General features: G+C 71.0%; 17 protein-coding genes and 1 pseudogene. 8 read left to right on the top strand and 10 right to left on the bottom strand.

Annotation, left to right across the window (positions count from 1 at the left end):
* On the top strand, nucleotides 1–501 hold a 501-nt coding region (locus tag ABD330_RS28325), incomplete at its 5' end, for a TetR/AcrR family transcriptional regulator (protein WP_344468856.1).
* A gap of 49 nt (nucleotides 502–550) precedes the next feature.
* Here ABD330_RS28325 and ABD330_RS28320 read toward each other — a convergent pair.
* Nucleotides 551–1,216, bottom strand: coding sequence for a response regulator (locus ABD330_RS28320; protein WP_344468855.1), 666 nt, complete (start codon nucleotides 1,214–1,216; stop codon nucleotides 551–553).
* Nucleotides 1,217–1,651: 435 nt separating this feature from the next.
* Here ABD330_RS28320 and ABD330_RS28315 point away from each other — a divergent pair, with 435 nt between their 5' ends.
* The 3 genes from ABD330_RS28315 (at nucleotide 1,652) to ABD330_RS28305 (ending at nucleotide 5,954) form a co-directional block, all read left to right on the top strand.
* Complete coding sequence (locus ABD330_RS28315; RefSeq protein WP_344468854.1) at nucleotides 1,652–2,677, top strand: AfsA-related hotdog domain-containing protein; 1,026 nt, start codon at nucleotides 1,652–1,654, stop codon at nucleotides 2,675–2,677.
* The gene (locus ABD330_RS28310) at nucleotides 2,677–5,352 is read left to right on the top strand and encodes an AfsR/SARP family transcriptional regulator (protein ID WP_344468853.1); all 2,676 of its coding nucleotides are present in this window, start codon (nucleotides 2,677–2,679) and stop codon (nucleotides 5,350–5,352) included. Before ABD330_RS28315 ends, ABD330_RS28310 begins: the two co-directional genes overlap by 1 nt.
* Nucleotides 5,353–5,498: 146 nt before the next feature.
* Nucleotides 5,499–5,954, top strand: coding sequence for a YcxB family protein (locus ABD330_RS28305; protein ID WP_344468852.1), 456 nt, complete (start codon nucleotides 5,499–5,501; stop codon nucleotides 5,952–5,954).
* A gap of 9 nt (nucleotides 5,955–5,963) precedes the next feature.
* Here ABD330_RS28305 and ABD330_RS28300 read toward each other — a convergent pair whose 3' ends face one another.
* The 5 genes from ABD330_RS28300 to ABD330_RS28280 are packed head-to-tail and all read right to left on the bottom strand — an operon-like array spanning nucleotide 5,964 to nucleotide 10,195.
* Nucleotides 5,964–6,539, bottom strand: a complete 576-nt coding sequence (locus tag ABD330_RS28300; protein WP_344468851.1) for a hypothetical protein — start codon at nucleotides 6,537–6,539, stop codon at nucleotides 5,964–5,966.
* Nucleotides 6,536–7,933 carry a hypothetical protein gene (locus ABD330_RS28295; RefSeq protein ID WP_344468850.1) on the bottom strand — a complete coding sequence of 466 codons (1,398 nt, stop codon included), beginning with the start codon at nucleotides 7,931–7,933 and terminating at the stop codon, nucleotides 6,536–6,538. The genes ABD330_RS28300 and ABD330_RS28295 overlap by 4 nt, the downstream gene beginning before the upstream one ends.
* The gene (locus ABD330_RS28290; protein ID WP_344468849.1) at nucleotides 7,930–8,739 is read right to left on the bottom strand and encodes an ABC transporter ATP-binding protein; all 810 of its coding nucleotides are present in this window, start codon (nucleotides 8,737–8,739) and stop codon (nucleotides 7,930–7,932) included. Before ABD330_RS28290 ends, ABD330_RS28295 begins: the two co-directional genes overlap by 4 nt.
* Before the next feature lie 41 nt (nucleotides 8,740–8,780).
* Nucleotides 8,781–9,575 carry a zf-HC2 domain-containing protein gene (locus tag ABD330_RS28285; RefSeq protein WP_344468848.1) on the bottom strand — a complete coding sequence of 265 codons (795 nt, stop codon included), beginning with the start codon at nucleotides 9,573–9,575 and terminating at the stop codon, nucleotides 8,781–8,783.
* Nucleotides 9,576–9,634: 59 nt separating this feature from the next.
* Nucleotides 9,635–10,195 (bottom strand): RNA polymerase sigma factor, encoded by a 561-nt coding sequence (locus ABD330_RS28280; RefSeq protein ID WP_344468847.1) that lies wholly within the window; start codon nucleotides 10,193–10,195, stop codon nucleotides 9,635–9,637.
* 170 nt (nucleotides 10,196–10,365) lie between these two features.
* Between ABD330_RS28280 and ABD330_RS28275 the strand changes: the two are divergent.
* Nucleotides 10,366–10,593: pseudogene (locus ABD330_RS28275) on the top strand (pirin family protein); the annotation flags it as partial.
* Nucleotides 10,594–10,686: 93 nt separating this feature from the next.
* The gene (locus tag ABD330_RS28270) at nucleotides 10,687–11,643 is read left to right on the top strand and encodes a pirin family protein (protein WP_344468846.1); all 957 of its coding nucleotides are present in this window, start codon (nucleotides 10,687–10,689) and stop codon (nucleotides 11,641–11,643) included.
* Nucleotides 11,644–11,854: 211 nt separating this feature from the next.
* Here the strand turns inward: ABD330_RS28270 and ABD330_RS28265 are convergent, their stop codons facing one another.
* The 4 genes from ABD330_RS28265 to ABD330_RS28250 all read right to left on the bottom strand — a co-directional run bounded on the left by ABD330_RS28265 (nucleotide 11,855) and on the right by ABD330_RS28250 (nucleotide 15,014).
* Nucleotides 11,855–12,634 carry a hypothetical protein gene (locus ABD330_RS28265; protein ID WP_344468845.1) on the bottom strand — a complete coding sequence of 260 codons (780 nt, stop codon included), beginning with the start codon at nucleotides 12,632–12,634 and terminating at the stop codon, nucleotides 11,855–11,857.
* Between the two features lie 370 nt (nucleotides 12,635–13,004).
* Nucleotides 13,005–13,193 carry an AbrB/MazE/SpoVT family DNA-binding domain-containing protein gene (locus ABD330_RS28260; protein ID WP_344468844.1) on the bottom strand — a complete coding sequence of 63 codons (189 nt, stop codon included), beginning with the start codon at nucleotides 13,191–13,193 and terminating at the stop codon, nucleotides 13,005–13,007.
* A gap of 88 nt (nucleotides 13,194–13,281) precedes the next feature.
* Nucleotides 13,282–13,974: an Eco29kI family restriction endonuclease gene (locus tag ABD330_RS28255; protein ID WP_344468843.1), complete on the bottom strand. Its 693-nt coding sequence runs from the start codon at nucleotides 13,972–13,974 to the stop codon at nucleotides 13,282–13,284.
* Nucleotides 13,975–14,174: 200 nt separating this feature from the next.
* Complete coding sequence (locus ABD330_RS28250; protein WP_344468842.1) at nucleotides 14,175–15,014, bottom strand: GIY-YIG nuclease family protein; 840 nt, start codon at nucleotides 15,012–15,014, stop codon at nucleotides 14,175–14,177.
* A gap of 116 nt (nucleotides 15,015–15,130) precedes the next feature.
* Between ABD330_RS28250 and ABD330_RS28245 the strand changes: the two genes are divergently transcribed.
* A complete protein-coding gene (locus tag ABD330_RS28245; RefSeq protein WP_344468841.1) occupies nucleotides 15,131–16,468 on the top strand; it encodes a DNA cytosine methyltransferase in 1,338 nt (445 codons plus the stop codon).
* Nucleotides 16,465–17,298, top strand: a complete 834-nt coding sequence (locus ABD330_RS28240) for a very short patch repair endonuclease (RefSeq protein WP_344468840.1) — start codon at nucleotides 16,465–16,467, stop codon at nucleotides 17,296–17,298. The genes ABD330_RS28245 and ABD330_RS28240 overlap by 4 nt, the downstream gene beginning before the upstream one ends.
* Nucleotides 17,299–17,349 lie beyond the last annotated feature (51 nt).

The raw sequence follows: 17,349 nt of genomic DNA, 5'->3' as shown, positions 1-17,349 counted from the left end.
GCCGCGCTCGTCGTCTTCGACGAGCGCGGCGCCGACCTGCTCACGCTCGCCGCCGTGGCCGCCCGCACGAAGGTGGCGACGCCCTCGCTCTACAAGCACGTCCGGAGCCTGGCGGAACTGCGCGCCCTGGCCGCGGCCCGGGTCCGCGCGGATCTCGGGGCCCAGCTGCGGCAGGCCCTGCTCGGCCGCAGCGGGGAGGACGCGGTCGTCACCCTGCTCCGCGCCCACCAGGAGTTCGCCGACCGCCACCCCCACCGGTACGCGCTGGCCGTCGGCCACGACGATCCCGGACCGGCCGGCTCGGCCGACCAGGTGGACGCGGTGCTGGCCGCTGCCCTACGGGGCTACGGACTCGAACCGGACGCCCTGCGGCACACCGTCCACGCCCTGCGCACCGTCGCCCTCGCCTCGGCGGCCCTCGGCTCCTCCGAGGCCGCCCGCCTCCTCCTGGCCGGCGTCCTCACGGCGGGCCTGCGCAGCCTCGCCGCCCACCCGGCCTGAGCGTCTCCCTGCGGGACCGCGCGGGCGCGGTCGAACAGTACGGGGCTCCTCAGACCCCCGCCGCAGGTGCCGTCATCCGGCCGTAGAGTTCGCGGCGTGAGGAGACCTCCAGCTTCTGGAGCACCGTGCTGACGTAGTTCTTCACCGTCTGCCGGGCCAGGTGGAGTTCATCGGCGATCTCGTCGTTGGAGTAGCGCCGGAGCAGCAGGCCGAGCACCTCGCGCTCGCGGACGGTCATCCCGTCCTGCTGGAGGTCGGCTTCGAGCCAGTTCTCCTCGTCGCGGGGGGTCTCCTGGCTGGTCAGCCAGACGTGCCGGCCGTCGATCAGCCGTTGGACGGCCTCGACCAGGGCGGCGGTGTCGACCGAGCGGTGCACGAAACCGTCGGCCGCGCCCCTGAGGCACTCGATGACGACGCTCAGTTCGGACCGCTCGGTGTAGACGAGGACCAGTGGCGCGTGGGTCAGGGACTTGAGCCGGCGGCCGAGCCGGATGCCGTCCCAGGGGGCGCGCAGGTCGCAGTCGGTGACCACCAGGTCGGGCGTGGTCTCCTGGCTGAGGTGCCAGGCCCCCTCCGCCGAGGAGGCGACGGCGACCGAGTCGACGAGTCCCGCGTCCCGCAGCAGACCGGAGACCGCCCACCGCGCCAGTGGCCACTGATCGACGACCAGTGCCCGCCGGGTCGTCCCCGGCATCGGCTCCCTGTCCCCTGCCATACCGTTCACCGTCCTTCGGCACTCGACCAGTTGTCCGGTTCGATCCCGTCCGGGTGCCTTGTCCGACACTCGCTGTGACTGTGATTGTCAGGATGGTGAACTATGTGGGTCAACGCGGGCCGACCTTGTTTTGCAAGTGCGGCCGACGGGTTTCGCAAGTCCGCCCGACGGGGCGTCACCCACCGCACTGTCGAACGTGTTCCGCACAGTCACTCGATCCCCTCGGGGGCGTCCGGTACCCCTGGTACCGCCCGTTCGGCCCAATCGAGTACCGGCGGTCCTAACCGTCCGCCACCGGCGCTTCCTAACCTGATCGCGGACGGGGGGAGCGTTCAGCGGTCCCGAGCAGGGCCCCGGGGAGGGCCCGAGCAGGGTCCCGGGCCACGCCTCCTCCGGCTGCCTGCACCCGCCAGACGCTTACGAGTGGAGATCACCGTGCCAGAACAAGCACCAGGTCAGACCCTCGCTCAAGCGGTCCGCCGGCACCACGGGCCGACCTCGGCACCGGGCGCCACGGCCTTGGTCCACCACCTGGTGCACCGGCCGAACACCCCCGAAGGTGTCGTGCTCGGCACCACCGGGCCGACCGAGCAGCAGTTCGCCGTCTCCGCACTGCTGCCCGAACGGCATCCACTGTTCAACGACGGGCCCAACCTCTTCCACGACCTGCACTCCCCCGCCGAAGTACTGCGCCGCACCGCCCTGTTCGTCTCCCACCGGTACTTCCGGGTGCCCCAGGAGCGCCCGGCGGTCTTCGCCGCGACCGAGGTCATGGTCACCGGACTCGACCCGTGGCGCCGCACCCCGGGCCCCGCCCACCTCACCATGGACATCACCCTCAGCCCGGTGGACGTGGTCAGCGGCGTGCCGCGCGGCCTGGAGTGCGAGTCGGCACTGTACGTCGAGGGCGTCCGCTGCGGCACCGCCACCGCCCGGCTGGTCTTCCTGATGCCCCGGGTCTACCAGAACCACCGCGAGCGCGGCCGGGTGCTGAGCCGGGGCCGGTTCACCGGGCCGGAGGACGGCGAGCTCTGGGCGAACGAGCCCGCCGCCAAGGCCGTCGGCCGGGCCGACCAGGCCAACGTCCTGCTGGGCCGTCCGGTCCAGAGCCGGCAGGGCGAGCTGGTGGTCGAGGTCTCCGTCGACCCGCGCAACCAGGTGTACGGCGAGGCCACCACCGACCACGTCCCGGCCATGGTGCTGATCGAGTCCACCCGGCAGGCCGCCCTGCTGCTGGCCGGCGAGCTGCACGGGTTCACCGTGAACAGCTGCGTGCTGAGCCGGTGGAGCGCCCGCTTCCAGGGCTTCGCCGAGCCCGACCTGCCGCTGCACTGCCGCGCCGTCGCGGGCACGCTCGGCCGGTCCGCCGACGGCCGCCCGGCCCTGCCGGTCACGCTGACGCTGCACCAGGGCGCCCGGCAGATCGCCGCCGTCGACACCGTCGTCCTCCAGGACTACTGATGTCGGACTCAGGAGAAGGCATCAGATTCAGGGTCCTCGGCCCGATCAGCATGACCCCGCACACCCCGACCGCCGCCAAGGTCCGGGTGCTGCTGGCGACCCTGCTGGTACGCGCGAACGAGGCGGTCTCCACCGCGAGCCTGATCGACGAGCTCTGGGACATCAACCCGCCGCGCACCGCCGCCACCACCCTCCAGGTCTACGTCTCCCAACTCCGGCGCGCCCTGGGCGAGATCCCGTCCGAGCCGACCACCTCCGACCGCCGCCTGCACACCGTGCCGCCCGGCTACCGGCTGACCGTCTCGCCCACCGACCTCGACCTCGCCCGGTTCGAGACCCTGCGCCGCACCGGCAAGGAGGCCTACGACCAGGGCGACTTCACCACCGCCGCCGCCGACCTGCGGGAGAGCCTCGCGCTCTGGTCCGGCGTCGCGCTCTCCGGCGTCCCGCACGGCCCGGTGCTGGCCACCACCTGCGTGCGGCTGGAGGAGCTGCGCACCGTCACCCTCGAACAGCGGATCGCCGCCGACCTCCGGCTCGGCCGCCACCACGAACTGACCGGCGAACTCATGGAGTTGGTGAACCAGCACCCGTACCGGGAGACCCTGCACGCGCACCTGATGGTGGCCCTGTACCGCTCCGACCGGCAGTCGGACGCGCTGCAGGCGTTCAGCCGGGCCCGCAAGGCGCTGGTGGACGAGCTGGGGGTGGAGCCCGGCGCCGGGCTGAAGCGGCTGCACGACCGGATCCTGCGCTCCGACCCGCTGCTCGCCTGGCAGGATCCGTCCCCGGCCCGGCCGGCCCCGGGCGCCCCCGCGCTCTGGCTGCCCCCGGCCACCGCCGACTTCACCGGCCGCGAGGCCGCCCTCGCCACCGCCGCGAAGCTCGTCCCCGGGGCCGCCGAGGGCGAGGCACCGCGCGGCCGCCAGGTGCTGGTGGTCGGCGGCCGGGCGGGGGTCGGCAAGACCACCTTCGCGGTGGAGTTCGCCCGCCGGAACGCGGCGGGCTTCCCGGACGGCCAGGTGCTGATCGAGCTGCGCGGCTCGCAGGACACCGCCCTCGACGCGTCGCAGACCATCATCGCCCTGCTCCGCAGAATCGTCCCGGCAGGCGCCGAACCGCCTGCCGGGACGGACCTCCCCGAGCTGGCCGACCTGCTGCACCGCGCCGTCGAGGGCCGCCGGCTGCTGCTCGTCCTGGACGACGCCTCCTCCGAGGACCAGCTCCGCCCGGTGCTGGCCGCGATGCCCGAGGTCTTCACCGTGATCACCAGCCGCCGCCCGCTGACCGGGCTGGACGGCGCCCGGCACCTCGTCCTGGACGTGCTGCGCTCCAGCGAGGCGCACCGCCTGCTGGTGTCGATCGTCGGCCCCCGGCTCGCCGACGACCCGGCGGCCGGACGGGAGATCGCCCGGCTCTGCGGGTACCTGCCGCTCGCCGTCCGGGTGGCCGGCAGCGGCCTGGCCGCCCGCCCGCACTGGTCGGGAGCGGACTGGGCGGACCGGCTGGCCGACGAGAGCGCCGGGCTCACCCCGTTCGTGGCCGGCGATCTCGACGTCCGGGCCAGCCTGCTGGTCGGCTACCGCGAGATCGGCCCGGCCGAACGCCGCGCCTTCCGGCTGCTGGCGCTGGCCCCCGTGCCCGACTTCCCGCTCTGGGCCGCCGCCGCCCTGCTCGACCTGCCGCCGGCCGAGACGGAGCAGCTGGTGGAGCGGCTGGTCGAGTCCCAGCTGCTCTCCGTCCGCCGGACGGCACCGGGCCGGCCCTGCCGGTACAGCTACCACCGGCTGCTCCGCAAACTCGCCCTGGAGCAGCTAGACGCGGACCCGCCGGGCGCCGTCGAGTCGGCGACGGACCGGCTCGGCGCCGCCTTCCTGCGGTACGCCCGGTACGCCGCCGCGCTGCTCACCCCGGGCGCCACCGAGGTGCCGGACGGCGACGGCACCGACTTCCCGCCCGCGAAGGTGGTCGGCGACACCCCCGCACGCTGGTTCCAGGACGAGGCCGCCGGGCTGGTCGGCTCCGTCCGGCAGGCCCACGCGGCCGGGCTGTGGTGCCTGACCTGGGAGCTGACCGAGGCGCTGGCCGGGTACTTCGAGGCCGGGTCGGTCTGGGACGAGTGGGCCGCCACCCACCAGCTGGCGCTGGAGGCCGCCCAGCGCGCCGAACAGCCCACCGCGCGCTCGGCGGTGCTGCGCTCGCTCGGCGACCTCGCCTGGCAGCAGCGCCGCAACCCGCAGGCCGCCGAGTACTACGAGACCGCCCGGGCAATCCACCACGGCCTCGCCGACCGCCTCGGCGAGGCGCACTGCCTGATCGGCCTGGCCGACGTCGCCCTGACCGACGCCGAACCGGGCCCGGCGGCCAAGCTCTACGCCCAGGCCGCCGAACTCCTCGGCGACGGCGCGGACGGCCGGCGCGGCCGGACGGACGTGCTGCGCGGCATCGCGCTGACCCACCTGCTGTCCGGACGGCCCGAGGACGCCCTGGTCGGCTTCGGCGAGTTCGTGGACGCCGCCCAGCGCCTCGGCGACCGCCGGTGGGTGCAGTTCGGCAGCCGCTCGATCGACCGGATCCAGGAGCACGTCATCGACCGCACGCCCGCCGACCGCCTGGAGGCGGTGGAAGTCCGGCCGGGCGTCTGGCTGGTGGGCGACCCGCACCTGCGGGAGTAGCCCGCCGGTGCGGCGCCGCAGGGCTGCGGCCCTGCGGCGCCGTAACGGGGACGCACGGGGTCTGTCGCCCTCCTCGTCGGCCTGAGACCATGCAGTGCTGTCCGGACGACCCGGGGGGACGCGTGCACATCACCATCAGCTTTCGGATGACCGTCGACGACCTCCACCGAGGCCTGCGGATCGCGTCGGGAGACCTCCGGCGGCGGGTACTGGTCTACTTCACCGTCTACCTCCTGCTGGTCGTCCCGGCGTTGTGGCTCTCCCCGCTCGGCGGGCTCGGGTACCTCGGGCTCGTACCCGGCGCCGTGCTGCTGTGGCTCATGCCGCACCCGAAGCGGCTCGCCAGGGCCCAGCTCTCGGGCGGGCCGGGCGACGTCGAGGTACTCCTGACGGATGATCAGGTCTGTGTCCGGACGCCGTACAGCAGCCCCGACATCCCGTGGTCGGCGTTCCTGCGGACCGCGGAGGACCAGGGCCACCTGTTCCTGGTCATCACCCGGACGAACGTCCTGCCGCTCCGCAAGGAGCTCCTCAGCGCCGCCGAGCTCTCCGAACTGCGCGCCCTCCTCGCCGCCAGGACGGACTTCACCCCCGCCGGCTGAGGAGTACCGCTACCGCCTCGGCCCGGCGGCGGCGTACAGGCCGGTGCCGGCCGCCAGGAGGGCCCAGGCGGTCCAGTTGGCCGCCGCCGTGCCGGGGGGAAAGTCCAGCCAGTGGGCCACCTGCCCCAAGGTGCCGCCCGGGGCCGGGCCGAGGAGGGTGTAGGCGAGCCAGCCCGTCGGCAGGGTCCAGGCGAACGGCGCCCCGCACAGCACCGCCCCGAGCGCGGCGAGGCCGGCCAGGCCCGCGCTGTCCCGGACGACCAGCTCGGTGGGGGCGAGCCGGGCTCCCGCCGCCTGGACCAGCAGCAGCGCCGCCCCGGCGACCACGCCGATCAGCAGCACGTGCGCCGCCCGCCGGGGAGCCCACCGGATCGCGGCGGTCCGGTCCAGCGCGGCGTCCTGCCCGCCGAGCCCGACGGAGGCCGCCGCCACCTGCGCGGTGAGCACCAGGATCGCCAACTCCAGGTCCGGCGAGCCGGCGGTGCGCCCCCGGCCGAAGGCCCAGGCCGCCGGCGCGACGAGCGCGACCACGGCCGCCCAGACCGGCACCTGGCGTGAACGCGCGTACAGCAGAAGCCAGTTCATCGGGCATCCACCCCGGCCAGCAGGGGGAGCAGCGCGTTCGAGGAGCAGGAGAGGGCGGCGGCGTGCACCTCGGCGATCCGCGCGCGCTGCTCGGCCGGGGGCAGTGCGGTCAGCTTCGTCCAGGCGGTTTCGGCGTCGGCCCAGATCTTGAGGGTGTACTCGTCGGTGCCCTTCTCCTCCAGTGGAACGAGGTGCGGGTCGCCGAGGGCCCAGCTCGCGACGATGCTCTGCACCGCGGCGCCGCCCAGGCCCGCGCCCTCCCAGTCGTTGTTCGCGTGGCAGCTCGGTGCGAGGCCCTGGGCGACCAGGACGCGGGTCAGTCCGCCGTCCGTCGCGCGGACGAGCATCCGCTCGTCGAAGTCGACCAGCACCGCGTCGGCGGAGAGCACCCGGGGGTCGCCGGCCGCGCGCAGCTCGGTGTCCTCCCGCACCGCGTTCGGCGCCTTGTCGCCCAGGGCGTCGTGCAGCACGCGCAGCGCCTCCCTGCCGTGCGGGGCGAGTCCGGCCAGGCGTGAGCTGTCCGCCCGCGTCACGCACACCGGTCCGTCGCAGACCGGCGCGGCGGCGGCCCTGTCGACGACGTAGGTGTCGCGCGCAGTGGCCGGGAGCACCAGCAGGGCCAGGGCCAGGCCTGCCAGGACGGGGGCCACCGCCAGCAGCCGGGCCCGGCGGGTCACCGCCGACAGCAGGGCGAAGCCGGTGGCGAGCAGGCCGAGCAGCCAGAGCGTCTGGCCGAGGTGCACGGCACCGGACAGGGTCAGCAACATCTCGCGCGGCATGGAGACCCCAGGCGCCAGCAGGGCGAGCCGGATCGGCGCGATGCTCGACGGCAGCGCTCCCTCGCTGTTCGGCCGCACGAGCGCCGTCAGCACCAGGAAGAGCAGCGTCAGGGCCGGCGGGGTGAGCACGGAGGGCAGGGCCCGCGCGACGCCCATGCCGAACACGGCCCCCGCGACCAGGGCCAGCGCCGCCACCAGCGAGATCGGCAGCCAGCCGAAGCTCGTGTAGGTGGTGGCGCCGAAGGCCACCTGGACCCCGCCCACCAGGACGAGGAGGCCGAAGCCCGAAGCCAGCGCGAGCGCCGTCGCACCGGCCGGCAGCGCCGCCCGGCGCCAGGCCGGCAGCGGCGTGGTCGCCAGCAGCTCGGCCATCCGCGAGCGGGAGTCGCGCAGCCCGTACACCGCCCCGAGGCTCACCACGAGCGGCCACCAGAAGGACAGCAGGTACCGGTTCCACAGCGCCATGGAGGTCCACTGGGCCGTCCACCCGGCGGTGCCCCGCCACCAGTTCCCGTCGATCGACAGGAAGACCGCCAGGCTGCCGCCGAGGACGACGAGACCGGCCCACGGGGCGACGGAGCGCCTCAGTTCGGTCCGCAGCACACGTCCGTTCACCAGGTGCCTCCCTGCCGGTCGGAGCCCTGGAGCAGCGCCGAGTAGCCGCGCTCCAGGGGGCTGTCGCCCGGGTGCTCGGGGCCGCCCGCCGCGGCCAGGACGTCCGGGGTGCCCTGGAAGACGAGGCGGCCGTCGGCGAAGAGCACCACGTCGGAGCAGGCGGCCGCGACGTCCTCGACCAGGTGGGTGGAGACGACCACGCAGGTGTCCCGGCCCAGTTCCTGGAGCAGCTCGCGAAAACGCAGCCGCTGCGCCGGGTCCAGGCCGGCCGTCGGCTCGTCCAGCAGCAGCAGCGCAGGGTCGTTGACGATGGCCTGGGCGATGCCGGCCCGCCGCACCATGCCGCCGGACAGGGTCTTCATCCGGTGGTCGGCGCGGTCCGCCAGGCCCACCCGCTCCACGGCGCGTTGGACGGCCGCGGGGATGTCCGCCTTCGGGACCTCCTTCAGCCAGGCCATGTACTCGACGAACTCGCGTACGGTGAAACGCTTGTAGTAGCCGAACTCCTGCGGCAGGTACCCGATCCGACGGCGCAGCGCCCGGTGCTCACCCACGCCGCCCACGGAGTCGCCGAGCAGCTCCAGCTCTCCTTCGGCGGGGCGCAGCACGGTGGCCAGGGCCCGGATCAGGGTGGTCTTCCCCGCTCCGTTGGGCCCCAGCAGGCCGTGGGCGCCGGTGCCGAGCGAGAGGTCGAGGCCGTCGACGGCCATCTTCCTGCGCCCGGCCCGCACTTTCAGGCCGGTGGCCCGGATCTCCCAGGCGTAGGTCTTGGGCGCGGTGTCGACCGCGCTCATCACGGGTGTCATGCGGTGGGCCTTTCGAGGGTCGGGGACGGTCGGGAACGGCTTCACAGCAGCGAGTAGGCGCGCCTGCGGGCGATCACGGCGCCGGTGCCGAGCACCAGGAGCGCCCCCCACAGGGGCAGTTGGTCCGGCCGCAGGACGACGGGGACGCGGCCGGCGCCCCAGGCGGGCGCCGCGACGACGGCGCACCAGGCGGCCGCCAGCCCGGCGGCGGCGCGGGTCACGCCGACCACGCTGCCCAGTGCCAGGGCCGTGGAGGTGAAGGCCAGCGAGGGCAGCAGCCACTGGGCGGCCGTCATCGCTCCGGTCAGCCACCCCTCCACCAGGAGCGCGGGCAGCACCACGGCGAGCACCACGGTGGTGCGCCGCAGCAGCAGGGGCAGACCGGCCCGGGGGGTGGAGGCCGTCAGTTCGTACGCCGGGTCCAGGGCCCGCGACCACGCCGCGGCCACACCGCACAGCGGCAGCACCGGCGCGATCAGCAGCGCGGGCGCGACGCCACCGGCGGCCGTCGGCGCCCCGGCCGCCGCCAGCAGCAGCGCCAGCACGGTCACGATGACGGTCATGGCCAGCCACGGGACCGTGACCGAGGTCGTCCAGGCCGGCAGCCGGCTCGGGCGGTAGCGCCGCGAGGGCATCCTGACGGCCGTGTCGAGCTGCGGCCCGAGAGCGGCGCGGACGCTGTCGACGAGCGCGGCGGTGCCGGGTGCCTCGGTGGCCACGGAGGCCGCCAGCCGGCCGCGGCAGATCGCGCACGTCTCCAGGTGGGCCTCCAGGGCCCACACCGTGTCCGCGGCCATCTCCGTACCGCCACGTGCGTAGTCGTCGATCAGCCGCATCGACGCATGGGACGAAGCCGCATGGGACGAAGTTGACGAATGTGCAGCACGCTCCGCGCTCATGCCAGCGCCTCCCGCATCGCGATCCGGGCCCGGCGGGCACGGGTCTTGACCGTGCCTTCGGGCAGTCTGAGCAGGACGGCGGTCTCCCGGACGGAGAGCCCGTCCAGCACCATGGCCTGCAACACCTGGCGGAGTTCCGGTGCCAGCTGCCGCAGCGCGTCGCCGACGTCGCCGCCGACGGCCTTGGCGAGCACCTCGTCCTCCGCCGCGGGCACCGCCGCCCGCTCGGCGGCGGCGACCGGTGGTTCGGCGTGGTGGGCACGACGCCGGAACGCGTCGACCAGCCGGCGCGCGGCGATCGTCCACAGCCATCCGACGGCCGTCCCGCCGACCGCGCTCCCGGCGAACGCACCGGCCGCACGCCACACCGCCAGGTAGGTCTCCTGCATGACCTCCGCGACGATCTGCTCGTCCGCGCAGCGGCGGCGCAGCCGCACCGCCAGCCACGGCGACGTACGGCTGTACAGCTCGTCGAACGCTCTGCGGTCGCCTCGGGCCACCAGCCGGAGGAGGTTCTCCTCGTCCAGCTCGTCCAGTGCTCTCCTGCGTGATCTCACACCAGCCAGACGACGGATCCGGCGTCCGGGTTCTGCACAGGCTGTGAGCTGCCTCACAGCGCTGCGCCCGGGCGTAGGCCCGTCCGGGTAGTCCAACATTCAACTTGCCACTTGTTGAGGATTGAACTACCATGAGGGACGTAGGCCAGTAGACCCCCAAGGAGGCCGACATGCCCGCCGTGACCGTCGACAACCCGCTCGTCCTGCCGCGCATCGCGGCCCCCGCCGAAGGCTCCCGGCCACGCCCCGTGCTGGCCGTCTCGACCGCCCCCGAGGGCTTCGAGGGGGAGGGCTTCCCGGTCCGCCGGGCGTTCGCGAAGATCAACCAGAAGTACCTGGACCCGTTCATCATGATGGACCAGATGGGAGAGGTGGACTACGCGGCCGGTGAGCCCAAAAGCTAGTCCAGTTGGGGGACTAGTCGCAACAGGGCTCTGACCTGCGGAGACGCAGGACGAACATCGCAATCCAACCCAACCGAGGAGGCCGGCATGCCTGCCGTGACCGTTGAGAACCCGCTGATCCTGCCGCGTATCGCGGCCCCCGCCGAGGGCTCCGTCGCCCGCCCCGTCCTGGCCGTCTCCACCGCACCCGAGGGCTTCGAAGGTGAAGGCTTCCCGGTCCGCCGGGCCTTCGCCAAGATCAACCAGAAGTACCTCGACCCGTTCATCATGATGGACCAGATGGGCGAGGTGGATTATGCCGCTGGGGAGCCGAAGGGAACCCCTTGGCATCCGCATCGGGGCTTCGAGACGGTCACCTACATCATCGACGGCACCTTCATCCACCGGGACTCCCACGGTGGCGGCGGCGTCATCACCGACGGCGACACCCAGTGGATGACGGCCGGCTCCGGCCTCCTCCACATCGAGACCCCGCCCGAGTCCCTCGTCATGTCCGGCGGCCTCTTCCACGGCCTCCAGCTCTGGGTCAACCTGCCCGCCGCCGACAAGATGATCGCCCCCAAGTACCAGGACATCCGGGGGACGAACGTGAAGCTGCTCGCCTCCTCGGACGGCGGCGCGCTGGTGCGGCTGATCGCCGGTGACATCGCGGGCCACCAGGGCCCCGGCGCCACCCACACGCCCATCACGATGATCCACGTGTCGGTGAACCCCGGCGCTCAGGTCACCCTGCCGTGGCGGGCTGACTTCAACGGCCTGGCGTACGGCCTGGCGGGCACTGGCTCGGTGGGCGAGGAGCGGCGCCCCTTCCACATGGGCCAGTCCGTGGTCTTCGGCGAAGGCGACTCCCTCACCATCCGCGCCGACGACACCCAAGACTCCCGCAGCGCCAACTTCGAGGTCGTCCTCCTCGGCGGCCTCCCCATCCGCGAACCCGTCGCCCACTACGGCCCGTTCGTCATGAACAGCCACCGCGAACTCCAGCAGGCCATGGAAGACTTCCAGGCCGGCCGCCTGGGCACCATCCCCGCAGACGCCAACTGAGCCCAGGCTCAGCACGGCAGCGCCCTCAGCGAGGCTCCACCGTGACATGCGGGCGGGGCCTCGCTGGCCGTCTGCACACCGGTCGGACTCGCTCGCGCCACGTCACCCGACCTTCGGTCACGCAGGTGGCACAAGGCCCTTGGCGTCCTGCGCAGGCAAACGACGGCCTCCGCCAGCGTCATGACTGGTGACTCTACGTGGCGCCCGTGGTTCAAGCGCGCCGCTCATCTGGACCTCCGGCGTTAGCACTCGTTGCGAGCTTTGCCCTGATCTCGTCGATGCGGCTTCGCGTCGCTGCGGCGTTCTTCTGCTCGCGCTTGAGTTTCGCTTCTGCGGCGGCCAACTCGGCGGCAAGGCGCTCGCGTTCAACTGGGCCAGGAGTGCCGGGCTCGCGCGCGACCTCCTGGTCGCAGAGCGGCCCGATGCGCTCGCTCAACACCACCCCCCGGTCGACCTCGCACTCTGAGCAGCGAGTGACCCCCATCGAGTAGGAGCTATGGCTGCGGTGCTGCGTCCTCTCGATCACGTGCTCGCAGGTCAGCGTCAGCTTCCAGACGTCCAACTCCTTCTTCCGATCGTCGGACCGAGAGGCGAAGAGCATCTTCGCGAGCTCTTCGACCTGCTTCGGACCCATCGGAGGTGGCGGACAACAAGCTGAGCAGTGCATTACCGGACATCCCGAGACCAACCAGCGCCCTTCGCGACACTCGCCATGCCGCTCCTGGAACTGCTTTTCGGCGACGTCGTCGCGCTCCCCATCCGCCATACGCGACTTCGAAGGCCAATCGCCTTCGTGGCCAAGGAGAGGCTGCCCACAGCCACGGCAGGGCACGCCAGCCTTGTACTCGTCCCAGCTGAGGTACATACCCTCGCGTCGCCATCGCTGGCGCCGCTCTTCGTCCCGCTGGTGCCGCTCTTCGCAAGCCAATGCCTCGCGGCGAGCCCGCGCTGTGGCCCGTTGCTGCCGCTGCTCCTCCGTCAGTTTCGCCATGCTGCCACCCGCATCCACGCCTCCCAGTTCCAGGCCAGCCGCAGCAACATCTTGGGCAAGCTCATGGCTCGATCAGCAAGGCTGCGGCAATTGGCTAGGTATTGACAGAATCCACTGGCAACTCGCCTGAGCCTGACAAGCGATCTGCGACGAGTGCGCGTCCGGAGATCGTTTCCTGCAGCGAGTCGCAGCGCCAGAAGTGTCCACCGCCAGCGGCCGACATTCGCCACGCATTCGCAGCGAGCAGCCAAACAAAGCGCAATCGTCCGACTATCACATATCCACTGGCCTAGCACGGCTGCGGCAGAGCCGCCAGTCGGAAGGTACGGCCTGTGTATGGGCGGTAGCAGCTACGAGCCGGATGTGGACCTCAGAGGTTGCCGCCAGCCAGCAGGTCGTGGATCACGTCCTCCTGGCGTCGGATGACGATGCGGCCGTCCCCGTCGCTGTAGATGACCACTTCGGCCCCGGGGTACAGACCGGATTCCGCGAGCACCCCCAGCGGAATCGCCACAGTGCCGTTCTCGCCAACGGTTGCTTCAGCAGGTTCCCTGATCACTCGATCAGTATGCCAAGCACGGTGTCTGCCAGTTGGCTCCCGGGAAGACGCACTTCTGCCTCCCGCCGTCCGCGTACGCTCGCATCGGTCAGATCACTCCCAGTGGCTGGCCGGCCGCGTTCGGGTGGGGCTCCGAGTGGAGCGCCAGGTGATCGCGTACTTCCTGCCGCAGCGGTTCTGGACCGCCGGGCTGAGCTGGCATCCTCTTGGCCCACTCGACGCCGGGATGCACCTCGTGCCACTTCGGGCGCAGCTGGGTGCTCTCACGGCCAGAACCCTGCGGGTTCACCCCGAAGCCTTCGAGCGCTACGTTCCAAACCGGCCGCAGGTCGCTGATCATCAAACGCTCGGCCATCGGGGTAAAAAGATCGTCGGCCGGGAGGTACCGGGCGAAGAAGTCTTCGACGTTCAGATCATCGGTCTCACTGATCTTCGCCGCGTGCTTCCTGAGCCTGGACCACAGTGGGTTTCCTTCCCAGGCCTTCCCTACCGTCACACCTTTGCGGCCACCACTCGGGTCGGCCTTGCCGACATAGATCGGCACTTCGAACTTGTCGGACGCGATCGGAGCGTAGAGCTCATGATCGCCCGCGTAGTAGATCGCGTAGATCCCGCAGCCGCTAAAGCGCGGGATCTGGTCCAGCCGCTGGGCTTCTCGGGAAGTCAGTGCCCACAGCACACTTCGACCAAGATTCTCACGGCGCAACGGATCGTAGATGGATTCTGGCCCGGAACGGGGCTCCGCGTCACCGACGCCATCGAGGGTGGGCTGCGTGGCCACTGCGAGGTTCTCCGCTCCGGACAAAGGTTGTGTAGCTGGTCGTCGAGCTGACTGTCTACGGCCTTGACGCTGAGACGGGACGGGGCCGCTCGCGGATGATGTCAGCTCGAAGAGGGTGTCCATCTCCACGGTGGCGGTTCCGTTCCCAGCTGGTGGCCCCTGGCATCGGCAGGGCGTGAGGTGGCGGCCCAGTCGGTCGATCAGTCGGCCTGGGCAGGCTGATCGACCTCCACGTCCCCGGCCGGATCGGCTTCTGGTTCGACGTCGATCGACTGGCCGTCCCGATAGTAACGCCAGGCACTCTTGTAGGTGCTAGGACTGTCGTCGTACATGATCACGTAGCCCATGAGGACGCTGATCTGCCACTTGTCGGGTATCTCCGCCGAGATGAGCCGGAAGATCTCGTCAGCGGTCACCAGACCGGCGGGCACCTGGAGGAACCGACTCTTGAATTCAGCGGCCTTCCCGTACCGGAAGTTGTACGGGAGGCCAACCTTCACGCACTCCAGCAGACCGTGCAGAGTGCTTAGGCCCGGCTCCAGACCCTCGACCGGCCGATCCAGGTCGACAGGGAACTGCACGTCGAAGTGGTTCTGCTTCAAGATCGTGCTGTCTCGCTGCCGTCCGGGGTCCTTATTTCCGAAGCCATTGTTGTTCCAAGGGATGTTGCCCATCTCCTTGTGGCGACTGATCAGCAGCTGTTCCGGGGCGAGCGCCGAGAAGTCTTCCGCCACGTACAAGCACGAGAAGGCCATCCGGTCCAGTGAGATGTTCCGGCGCCCGGAGATCTTCCTCAGGTGGTTTCGCAGTCGGGACGGCAATGACTTGTCAGCCTTGCCCACATAGACGAAGTCGCCGTCCAGGTAGAGCTGGTAGACCCCGGCCTTGTCCTTGAGCTGTCCGATGCTCTCCTCGCTCAAGGGAGCCCTGTCCAGCCCGTCGAGCGCGTCGGCGAGTTGATCGCCGAGCGCCTTGGTGATGCTCAGCATGAAGTCCTTGTGGTACTGCGGCCCGCCATCGAACCCCACCACCGGCACCATCAGCCCTACTCCCTAGAACGACGTGATCCAGGAAACCCTATCGGCGGGCACCACTCGAGGACGAACCTTCGCGCCAAATCGCTTGAAGATCGCCAACTCCGCGGTATGCTTTCGCCATGGCTGAGCTGCAAGAAGAATCGAAGAAAGATCGCACTGGCGTCGAACTGTTCGCCGGTGCCGGCGGCCTGGCCATGGCCGTACACCGCGCGGGGTTCCGGCCACTGCTGTTCAACGAGTTCGCCAAGCGGGCCTGCGAGACGCTGGAGGCCAACGGCGCGAAGCGGCTTCCGGACGGCGAGAAGCCGACCCGAGCCCCAGGCCCCAAGGACAAGGTGCCGCTCGTCGCCGGTGACGTCCAAGAGCTGGACATGGACTACCTGAAGGGCGAGGTGGATGTCCTCGCCGGCGGGCCCCCCTGCCAGCCCTTCAGCCTCGGCGGCGTCGCCAAGGGCGACGAGGACAAGCGGAACATGTTCCCGCAGATGTTCAAGGCCGTCCGCCAGATCCAGCCGAAGGCCGTGATCTGCGAGAACGTCCGCGGCCTGCTCAGGCCCTCCTTCAAGGACTACTTCCAGTACATCCTGCGCGAGCTGGAGCTGCCTTTCGAGGAGCGTGCCGAGGGCGCGGACTGGACCCAGCACGACGCGTATCTGCAGACCCGGCTGCAGGAGCAGAAGCAGCTGAAGCCGAGGCTGGAAGACCTCAAGAAGCGGTATCAGGTCATCATGACGCCCGTGAACGCGGCGGACTACGGCGTGCCGCAGATCCGCAACCGGGTGATCATCGTTGCCTTCCGCCGTGACCTGGACATCGACGTCGAGCTGTTCAAGAACCTCGTCAAGCCGACACACTCGGAGGCTGCCCTCATCCGCTCCATGAAGGACGGGGGAAGCTATTGGGAGCGGCACTCGGAAGTTCCCGGCCACGTGCGGGAGTGGGTCAAGGCCCGCCTGCCGGAGACCCTGCCGATCGACGACGGACTGCTGCCCTGGCACACCCTCAGGGACGCGATCACGGGCATCGGCAACAACAAGCCCCTGCCAGAAGTACCGGACGAGTGGCTCGATCGCACCGAACACCTCCTCGGCGGCTTCACCGACCACATCGGCTGGCCGGGCGCTCGGATCTACGACGGCCACACACCCAACGAGCTCGACCGGCCGGCGAAGACGGTCAAGGCCGGAGTGCACGGGGTGCCTGGCGGCGAGTCGGTCATGCTGCTCGACGAGTTGGTAGCCGACAAGGCCGCCCAGGGCGGGCGCAGGTACAAGTACCGCTACATGACGGTCCGCGAGACCGCTCGCGTCATGACCTTTCCCGATGGGTGGGAGCTCAAGGGCCCGCGCGGCGAGAAGATGCGCCAGCTCGGCAACGCTGTACCCGTCGTCCTCGGAGAGGTGTTCGCCAAGGCCGTCGCGGCGGTCCTGGACGAGGCGGAGGACCGGCGGAAGTGACCGTGAGGGTCAGCGTCGGACAGGGCGGCTGGAAGCACGACCCGCCACCGGAACGCGCGTGGAAGGGGCGGCCAGGCCGGACCCGAGAAGCTCTGGCGGTCGAGCAGGACCGGGCGGCCGGAGGCCGCCACCGGCGCTCCGTCGATCTTGGCGACGGCCGGTTCGCCCGCGCTTCGGTGGAGTTGAAGGTACTGCCGGGCACGCGGCGCATCCGCGCCTACCTGCGCTGGTCCGACGCAGGAAAGTCTCCGGCACGCTACCTCGGAGAAGTCGAGCACGAGAGCCGTGGCGCGAACCTCGCCGAGGGGTGGAGTCTGGCCTGGCAAAAGGGGTTGCTGTCCGAGGAGCCCCCGGTAGAAGGCTCATGGGCCTCCTCAGCTGCCGTCCGTTCGTCGATGCAGGGTAACCGAAACAAGGACACCAAGCCCGAGCTTCGGCTGCGCTCGCTGCTTCACCGGCAAGGGTTCCGGTACCGCGTTGCGGCCCGACCCCTGCCTGAACTCCGCCGTACCGCTGACATCGTCTTCGCCAAGGCGAAAGTGGCTGTCTTCGTCGACGGCTGCTACTGGCACGGCTGCCCCGAGCACCTTCGCCCTTCGACCAAGAACGCCGAATTCTGGCGAGCCAAGATCGAGGGCAACCAACACCGAGACGCGCAGACGGACGAGCTGCTCCACGAAGCGGGCTGGACGGTCATCCGCGTATGGGAGCACGAAGATCCCGTGGAGGCCAGCGCGCGAGTCTCCGCAGCAGTGCTCAATGCAATAACGAGCCCCGGTGATGCTGCCGCTCCAGGCGCCACGCGCAGAGGTGGCAAGCCGCCAAGGTGACGGTCGCCTTGTCCACGGTAAGCGTTCCGATCTCGGCGACCTGAGTAGCCT

Origin of the sequence: Kitasatospora kazusensis, assembly GCF_039529945.1 — a bacterium.
Taxonomy (GTDB): Bacteria; Actinomycetota; Actinomycetes; order Streptomycetales; family Streptomycetaceae; genus Kitasatospora; species Kitasatospora kazusensis.
This window is presented reverse-complemented; position numbering and strand designations above follow the sequence as displayed.